This window comes from Parabacteroides sp. FAFU027, from assembly GCF_022808675.1.
Lineage (GTDB): Bacteria > Bacteroidota > Bacteroidia > Bacteroidales > UBA7332 > CAXXIC01.
Genome location: NZ_JAKZKV010000012.1, coordinates 123035 through 129788, shown reverse-complemented (window position 1 = coordinate 129788; position 6754 = coordinate 123035). Strand labels below are relative to the sequence as shown.

Sequence of the window (6754 nt, the reverse complement as noted above, 5' to 3'; positions counted from 1 at the left end):
TATGTTATAATGATAAATAAAGAAATTTAGGTGGTTATAGCATCGGGGTTCCACCTCTTCCCATTCCGAACAGAGAAGTTAAGCCCGATCACGCCGATGGTACTGCGCAAGTGGGAGAGTAGGTAGCCGCCTTTTAAGAAACCCTCATCAGGAAACTGGTGAGGGTTTTGTCATTTTAGGGATTGAGGGATAGAATTGAAGGAATGATTTAAAACGGATGCGCAGAAAAAATAATTTACTGCGCATCCGTTTTATTTTCCTGCGCAGAGGATTTTCTATCAGTAGCACTGCAGGCGAGAGGGATAGAAGCGGAGAGCTTCCCGGACTTGTATTTCAGGACGGGAACTCGCAGCGGATAGCCCGACACGCAGGGGTTCGCCCTGAATTTAAAATAAGGGCATTTGTATTATCTGGAAATAAAAAAGGATGCCTTCTGAGCATCCTAATTGGTGGAGATTACCGGACTCGAACCGGTCACCTCGACACTGCCAGTGTCGCGCTCTAGCCAGATGAGCTAAACCCCCCCTTTACGTATGACAAAAGTAGATAAAAAAATCAATCTGCAAAAGGATTTGGGGCTTATTTTGTAACTTTGTTTGCTATTAATTCAAAGACAATCGGAAATGGTAAATCAAGTAGAATTTAATCTCCGTCAGAAGCGTCGGGGAGTCCATTTGATCACGGATGAAGTGATTCAGGCTTTGCCGGAGCTTCCTTTAACCGGGATACTTCATTTGTTTATCAAACATACCTCTGCAGCACTTTCGATTAATGAAAATGCGGATCCTTCGGTTCGTGAGGATATGAACCGGATATTCGACCATGTGGTGCCAGAAAATCAATATTACTTTACACATACATTGGAAGGAGATGATGATATGCCGGCTCATGCCAAAGCGACATTTGTGGGTAGCAATATTACAATTCCCATTTCAAGAGGCCGTCTTAATTTAGGAACATGGCAGGGTATTTACCTGTGTGAGTTTAGGAATTACGGTGGTAGTCGGAGGATTGTAGCAACTATTATGGGTTAATCTACAACAACAAATACGGACACAACTATGATTATTTTTAATACAACATATTGTATTGACCATTCAGTAATTCAGGCCGGCCTGATTTGGATCAAAGAGAATTACATTCCAAAAGCTATGGATTCGGGGCAAATTCATACGCCACGACTTTCTAAAATTTTGAGTGATGAAACGGAGGGAATTAATTACTCACTTCAATTCTTGGTTAACAGTATAGAAGAATTGGAGATCTGGTATCAATCGACCGGAGATTTGCTGCATCAGGATATGGTAGGTCGTTTCGGGGACAAGATGCTTGGTTTCTCAACATTGCTTGAGGAGGTTGATCTCGCATGAAAGACCGAATCATTCTTGGGATTGACCCGGGAACTACTATCATGGGGTATGGCATTTTGAAGATAATAGGAAATAAGCCCGAGCTTGTAGCTATGGGGGTTTTACATCTTGATAAATTCAGTGACCATTACTTGAAGTTAAAGCGAATTTTCGAACGAGTTGTTGCCCTGATTGACCAGTATCATCCGGATGAATTGGCTATTGAGGCCCCTTTCTTTGGTAAGAATGTGCAATCAATGCTTAAGCTTGGACGTGCACAAGGAGTAGCGATGTCGGCAGCGCTTTCACGTGATTTGCCTATTGTGGAATATGCTCCTTTGAAAATAAAGATGTCGATAACCGGTAACGGTAAAGCCTCGAAAGAGCAAGTTGCTGATATGCTGAAGCGTATTTTGAAAATTCCTGAAGAAAATATGCTGCCGCAGTTAGATGCAACGGACGGACTGGCAGCTGCATTATGCCACTATTATCAGACAAACAATCCGTTGGCAGAAAAGAAATATACAAGTTGGAAGGATTTTATCAATAAGAATCCGAAAGCAGTAAAAAACAGCCGGTAATCATCGTGATAACCGGCTGTTTCATATTACCAAAAGGTCTTAATCTCTTCCGGAATATATCCGCTGCGGATTCGCCATTCCTGTGGGTAAAGATTATTTGCACGATTCCCCAGGTTTTTAACCCAGCCTAGAGGTGTGTTTTTGAAAGTAAGCAAAACAAATCCTTTCGGACAATCTTCAGAAAGCTCAATAGCTTCTTTTCTCAGGTAAAAAATTGCCATATTTAATTCGATTTCGACACAGGTAAAGTTGTCCCTGTTGAGTGCATAGCTTAAAGCCAGACTTTGTTGCGGGATCATATCTTTACCTTTTATCTCAGCCAGGGTAATTCCGCTATGTAATACATTTAGTCTGGATTTGAGTAGTTTAAACTCGTTGTCGTATTGTTGTGAATGCGCCTTAAGAAGATTTCCGTCCACATAAAAGTTGAATTCTGGATTGTCTTTTATCCATTTTTTGGCAGGTTCAGGAAATTTTACCTCCTCTTTGGTTCTCTTTTTATCTTTTGATTTCTCCTTGACGGAATATCTTTCGCCTTCAGTTTTTTGAAGGACTGACAGAAAGAATCCTTCACCGGTAGTGCGGTGAGGCATGAACCGATAAACAGGATTAGCTCCTTCAAAAGCTTGCTGTATTTTCCATTCTTTATCCATAGATACAGAGACTGGTTGAGCATCCAAATGGTCAATGCAATATTGCACATTGCGCTCGTTCTCTTCCAGATTGTAGGTACAGGTGCTATAAATCAACAAGCCGCCGGGACGTAGTGCTTCCCAAATATTTTCCAAAATCTCTTGTTGGCGTGAAGCACAAAGATTAACATTGGAAACAGACCATTCGTCGATTGCCCCCGGATCTTTACGGAACATACCTTCACCCGAGCAAGGTGCATCAACCACGATAATATCGAAGAAGTGAGTCAGTTCTCCGATTTCCTCAGGAGAATTATTGGTGACGATGCAATTAGGATAACCCCACTTTGTGATATTCTCAGCAAGAATCCAGGCCCGGTTTCGTATGATTTCGTTTGAAACCAACAGGCTGTTTTCAGGTAATGAACTGATGATATCTGTTGATTTTCCCCCAGGCGCTGCACAAAGGTCAAGTACCCTGACCGGTTCGCTTACCAACTCCCGGATTACCTTTCCGGTAAACATGGAAGATGCTTCCTGCACGTAATAGACGCCGGCATGAAACAAAGGGTCAAAAGTGAAGCTTGGGCGGTCATTCAGATAATACCCGTATGAGCTCCAGGGTACTGGTGGGTATGGTAGTTTAATATCTGTTTTGAGGGGATTCAGTCGAATGGAAACCGGAGAATCCTGTTTCAGTGATTCTTCAAATTCCTCATACTGAGAGGTCAATATTTGTCGCGTACGTTCGCGAAACTCTGACGGTAATTTCATTAGCGCTTTTGTCGGCAAAAATATCTATTTTTGCGTAAAAATCAATCTTATGCAACCATCTCTCTTTCTTATTCCGGTAACTTTAGGTGATACTCCGCTTGAAAATGTATTACCGGAACAAAACAAAGCCATCATCAAGCAGATTTCCTATTTTATTGTTGAGAATATTCGTACAGCCCGCCGCTTTTTGAAAAAGGCCTTGCCGGAAATAGAGATTGAATCGTTGACATTCTTCGAATTGAATAAACATACTTCTCCCAATGATATTGCCGGTTTTCTGGAGCCCATGAAAAAAGGGAATCATGTGGGCGTAATCTCGGAAGCAGGATGTCCTGCCATTGCCGATCCGGGTGCTGATGTCGTTGCTATTGCTCAATCCAATAAATATCATGTGGTGCCGTTGGTGGGTCCGTCATCTATCTTGCTTTCATTGATGGCTTCTGGCTTTAACGGACAGAGTTTTGCATTTTTGGGATATTTGCCGATAGACGCAGGTGCCCGCACAAAGGCGTTGAAGCAGATGGAGCAACGCATTTACTCAGAACATCAGACCCAGATATTTATAGAAACTCCATACCGGAATCACAAACTGATAGAAGAGCTTATTAAAAATTGCCGGCCACAGTCTAAGCTTTGTATTGCTGCAAATGTGACCTGTGATAATGAATTTATCCAGACCAAAGCGATAAGTGAGTGGAAAGGAAAAATTCCAGATTTGGCTAAAATACCCGCAATTTTTCTATTGTATAAGTAATTGTTTGGCGATTGAAAAGTCGTTTCTTTAGACGGAATTACCGTTAAAAGGACTGCCTTTTTGGTGAATTTGTTAAAACTGTAAATCTGCTACCATTTGAGCGGTAAATTGATTATTTTCGCTCTAAATAACCCTTTTAATGACATGAGTAAACGCTTTGGCAAGTCAAGGTTTTTATCCGCTTTTATTCTTATAGGCGATATACTTCTGATTAATTCCGTTTTTTTCTTTCTCTATTTTGTTGATTTTCTCCCATTAGAATTTCATCATGGTTCTATTTTCCGACAAATCATATTGTTGCTGAATGCAAGTTATGTTCCGGTGTTTTATATCATTCGTGAACAACATGCACAACGGGTATTTGAGATGGAGCGCATGATCCGACTGGCATTTTACTCAATATCGTTTCATTTCGTATTTTTCTATACCCTGATTAATTTTCTTTATTTGCCAAAATTACCTTTGCAGTTCCTTATTGCATATTACAGCGTTTTGTATGTGTTAATCTGTTTTTGGTGGGTTTCCGGTCGCGTATATCTGAAGAAAATGCGCTTAAAAGGACAAAACTATCGGGATATAATCATTCTCGGCGCTGGTAGAAATGGAGTGGAACTGGCTAAAACAATTCAAAAAGATCCGACTTTTGGCTATCGGCTTTTGGGGTATTTTGATGATAATACGGAGGTAAAGACCGGTAATATCCCTTTATTAGGTCGAATAGAAGACGTATATGGATATCTGGAAAATAGTAATGTGGATGAGATTTACTGTGCATTGCCCGATAGTCAGGGGGAACGAATCCTGAGGTTGCTGGATTTTTCAGAGCGTAAATTGGTCCGCTTTTATATTATTCCGGGTTATCATACTTATTTAAAACGTCGTATCGATATGCATACACTCAATGGTGTACCCTATTTCAGCTTGTTTCGGGAACCGCTTGAGAATGATTTGAACAGAGCGGTAAAGCGACTTTTTGATATTTTGTTTTCACTGATTGTTTTAATCTTTATTTTCCCATTTGCATATACGTTTGCCGCAATAGCCATTAAGTTATCCTCTCCGGGTCCTGTTTTTTTCAAGCAGATAAGAACCGGTTTGAAGGGAGAAGATTTCTTTTGTTATAAATTCCGGACAATGAAAGTAAATGGTGATGCCGACAAGCTTCAAGCGCAAAAGAACGATCCCCGTAAAACAAAAATTGGAGAGATTCTGCGTAAAACCAACATCGATGAGTTGCCGCAGTTCTTTAATGTGCTCAAAGGAGATATGTCAGTCGTGGGACCGCGTCCGCACATGCTGAAACATACGGAAGATTATTCAAGACTGATTGATAAGTATATGATTCGCCATTTAATCAAGCCGGGTATTACAGGCTGGGCACAGGTACGTGGTTTCAGAGGTGAGACCAAAGAACTTGAGCAGATGGAAGGTCGGGTGAATATGGACGTTTGGTACATCGAAAACTGGTCCATGTGGCTTGACATGAAGATTATTTTCCTGACTGTCTTCAATGTTTTTAAAGGCGAAAAGAACGCATATTGATTTTAATGTTTTGTAGAAAAGGGTTGACGGCTTCAACCCTTTTTGTATTTTTACCATATCAAATAGAATATCAGAATTAACCACATATACAGTGAAGAATAAGATAAGATTTGCCGTAATAGGTTGCGGGCATATCGGGAAAAGACATGCTGAAATGATTTCCCGAAATCCGGAAACCGAATTAGTCGCTCTTTGCGATATTAAACCCAAAGAAAAATTACAAATCGACCAATATAGTATCCCCTTTTATGCAGATTATAAATCGCTGTTATCTGCTTTACAAGGGATGACACCGGACATTCAATTGGTGGTGTCGGTTTGTACTCCAAATGGATTACATGCCGGTATTGCTATAGATGCGCTTAAGGCTGGCTGTCATGTGGTGATCGAAAAACCTATGGCACTAAGCGTTGACGATGCAGATCTGGTAATTCAAACTGCAAGGGAATGTAACCGGAAGGTATTTTGCGTTATGCAAAATCGTTATTCGCCACCGTCACAATGGTTGAAGGAAATAGTGGATAGTGGCATTCTGGGACGAATCTATCTGGTGCAGGTGAATTGCTTCTGGAACCGGGATGAACGTTATTATACCCCCGGAAACTGGCATGGAACTGCAGACCTGGATGGCGGCACCCTGTTTACCCAGTTTTCTCACTTTGTGGATATCTTGTATTGGCTGTTTGGTGATATCCAAAATATCCATGCCCGTTTTGATGATTTTAATCACGGTTCGTTGACTGATTTTGAAGATAGTGGACTGGTTACCTTTGACTTTGAACGTGGTGGGATGGGCTCTTTTCATTACTCAACATCTGTATGGAATAAGAATCTGGAGAGTAGCATGAACATTGTGGCCGAAAATGGCAGTGTGAAAGTCGGTGGTCAATATATGAATGAGGTGGAATATTGCCACATTAAAGATTATACAATGCCGGAGCTAGCGCCTACTAATCCGGGTAACGATTACGGGGCATACAAAGGCTCGGCTCAAAACCACCATTATGTGATTCAGAATGTGGTAGATGTTCTACATGACGGTGATGATATAACCACCAATGCTGAAGAGGGTAAAAGTGTCGTCAGTATTATTGAAAGGATTTATAGTCTTAAATAGCGAAT

Annotated in this window: 7 protein-coding genes, 1 tRNA gene and 1 rRNA gene; 7 read left to right on the top strand and 2 right to left on the bottom strand. The window is 41.0% G+C overall.

All coding sequences use genetic code 11. The annotated features are described in order from the left end of the window. The first annotated feature begins 26 nt into the window (after positions 1–26). Positions 27–135: ribosomal RNA gene (gene rrf / locus MLE17_RS15960) — 5S ribosomal RNA — on the top strand. A gap of 312 nt (positions 136–447) precedes the next feature. Here rrf and MLE17_RS15955 read toward each other — a convergent pair. Next, positions 448–524 (bottom strand) — tRNA-Ala (locus MLE17_RS15955). 99 nt (positions 525–623) lie between these two features. Here MLE17_RS15955 and MLE17_RS15950 point away from each other — a divergent pair. The 3 genes from MLE17_RS15950 to ruvC are packed head-to-tail and all read left to right on the top strand — an operon-like array spanning position 624 to position 1930. Further along, a complete protein-coding gene (locus MLE17_RS15950) occupies positions 624–1034 on the top strand; it encodes a secondary thiamine-phosphate synthase enzyme YjbQ (RefSeq protein ID WP_243349720.1) in 411 nt (136 codons plus the stop codon). Between the two features lie 27 nt (positions 1035–1061). Beyond that, entirely contained in the window at positions 1062–1370 is a 309-nt protein-coding gene (locus MLE17_RS15945; RefSeq protein ID WP_243349719.1) for a DUF4286 family protein, read from the top strand. After that, on the top strand, positions 1367–1930 hold the full coding sequence (gene ruvC, locus MLE17_RS15940; RefSeq protein ID WP_243349718.1) for a crossover junction endodeoxyribonuclease RuvC: 564 nt from the start codon (positions 1367–1369) through the stop codon (positions 1928–1930). The genes MLE17_RS15945 and ruvC overlap by 4 nt, the downstream gene beginning before the upstream one ends. A 26-nt stretch (positions 1931–1956) precedes the next feature. On the opposite strand, the gene MLE17_RS15935 is transcribed toward ruvC, so the two are convergent. Continuing rightward, a complete protein-coding gene (locus tag MLE17_RS15935) occupies positions 1957–3336 on the bottom strand; it encodes a methyltransferase RsmF C-terminal domain-like protein (protein ID WP_243349717.1) in 1380 nt (459 codons plus the stop codon). 49 nt (positions 3337–3385) lie between these two features. On the opposite strand from MLE17_RS15935, the gene MLE17_RS15930 reads away from it, so the two are divergent. The 3 genes from MLE17_RS15930 to MLE17_RS15920 all read left to right on the top strand — a co-directional run bounded on the left by MLE17_RS15930 (position 3386) and on the right by MLE17_RS15920 (position 6749). After that, positions 3386–4090: an SAM-dependent methyltransferase gene (locus tag MLE17_RS15930; protein WP_243349716.1), complete on the top strand. Its 705-nt coding sequence runs from the start codon at positions 3386–3388 to the stop codon at positions 4088–4090. 144 nt (positions 4091–4234) lie between these two features. Further along, positions 4235–5632, top strand: coding sequence for an undecaprenyl-phosphate glucose phosphotransferase (locus MLE17_RS15925; RefSeq protein WP_243349715.1), 1398 nt, complete (start codon positions 4235–4237; stop codon positions 5630–5632). Positions 5633–5723: 91 nt separating this feature from the next. Further along, on the top strand, positions 5724–6749 hold the full coding sequence (locus MLE17_RS15920; protein ID WP_243349714.1) for a Gfo/Idh/MocA family protein: 1026 nt from the start codon (positions 5724–5726) through the stop codon (positions 6747–6749). Positions 6750–6754: the final 5 nt, after the last annotated feature.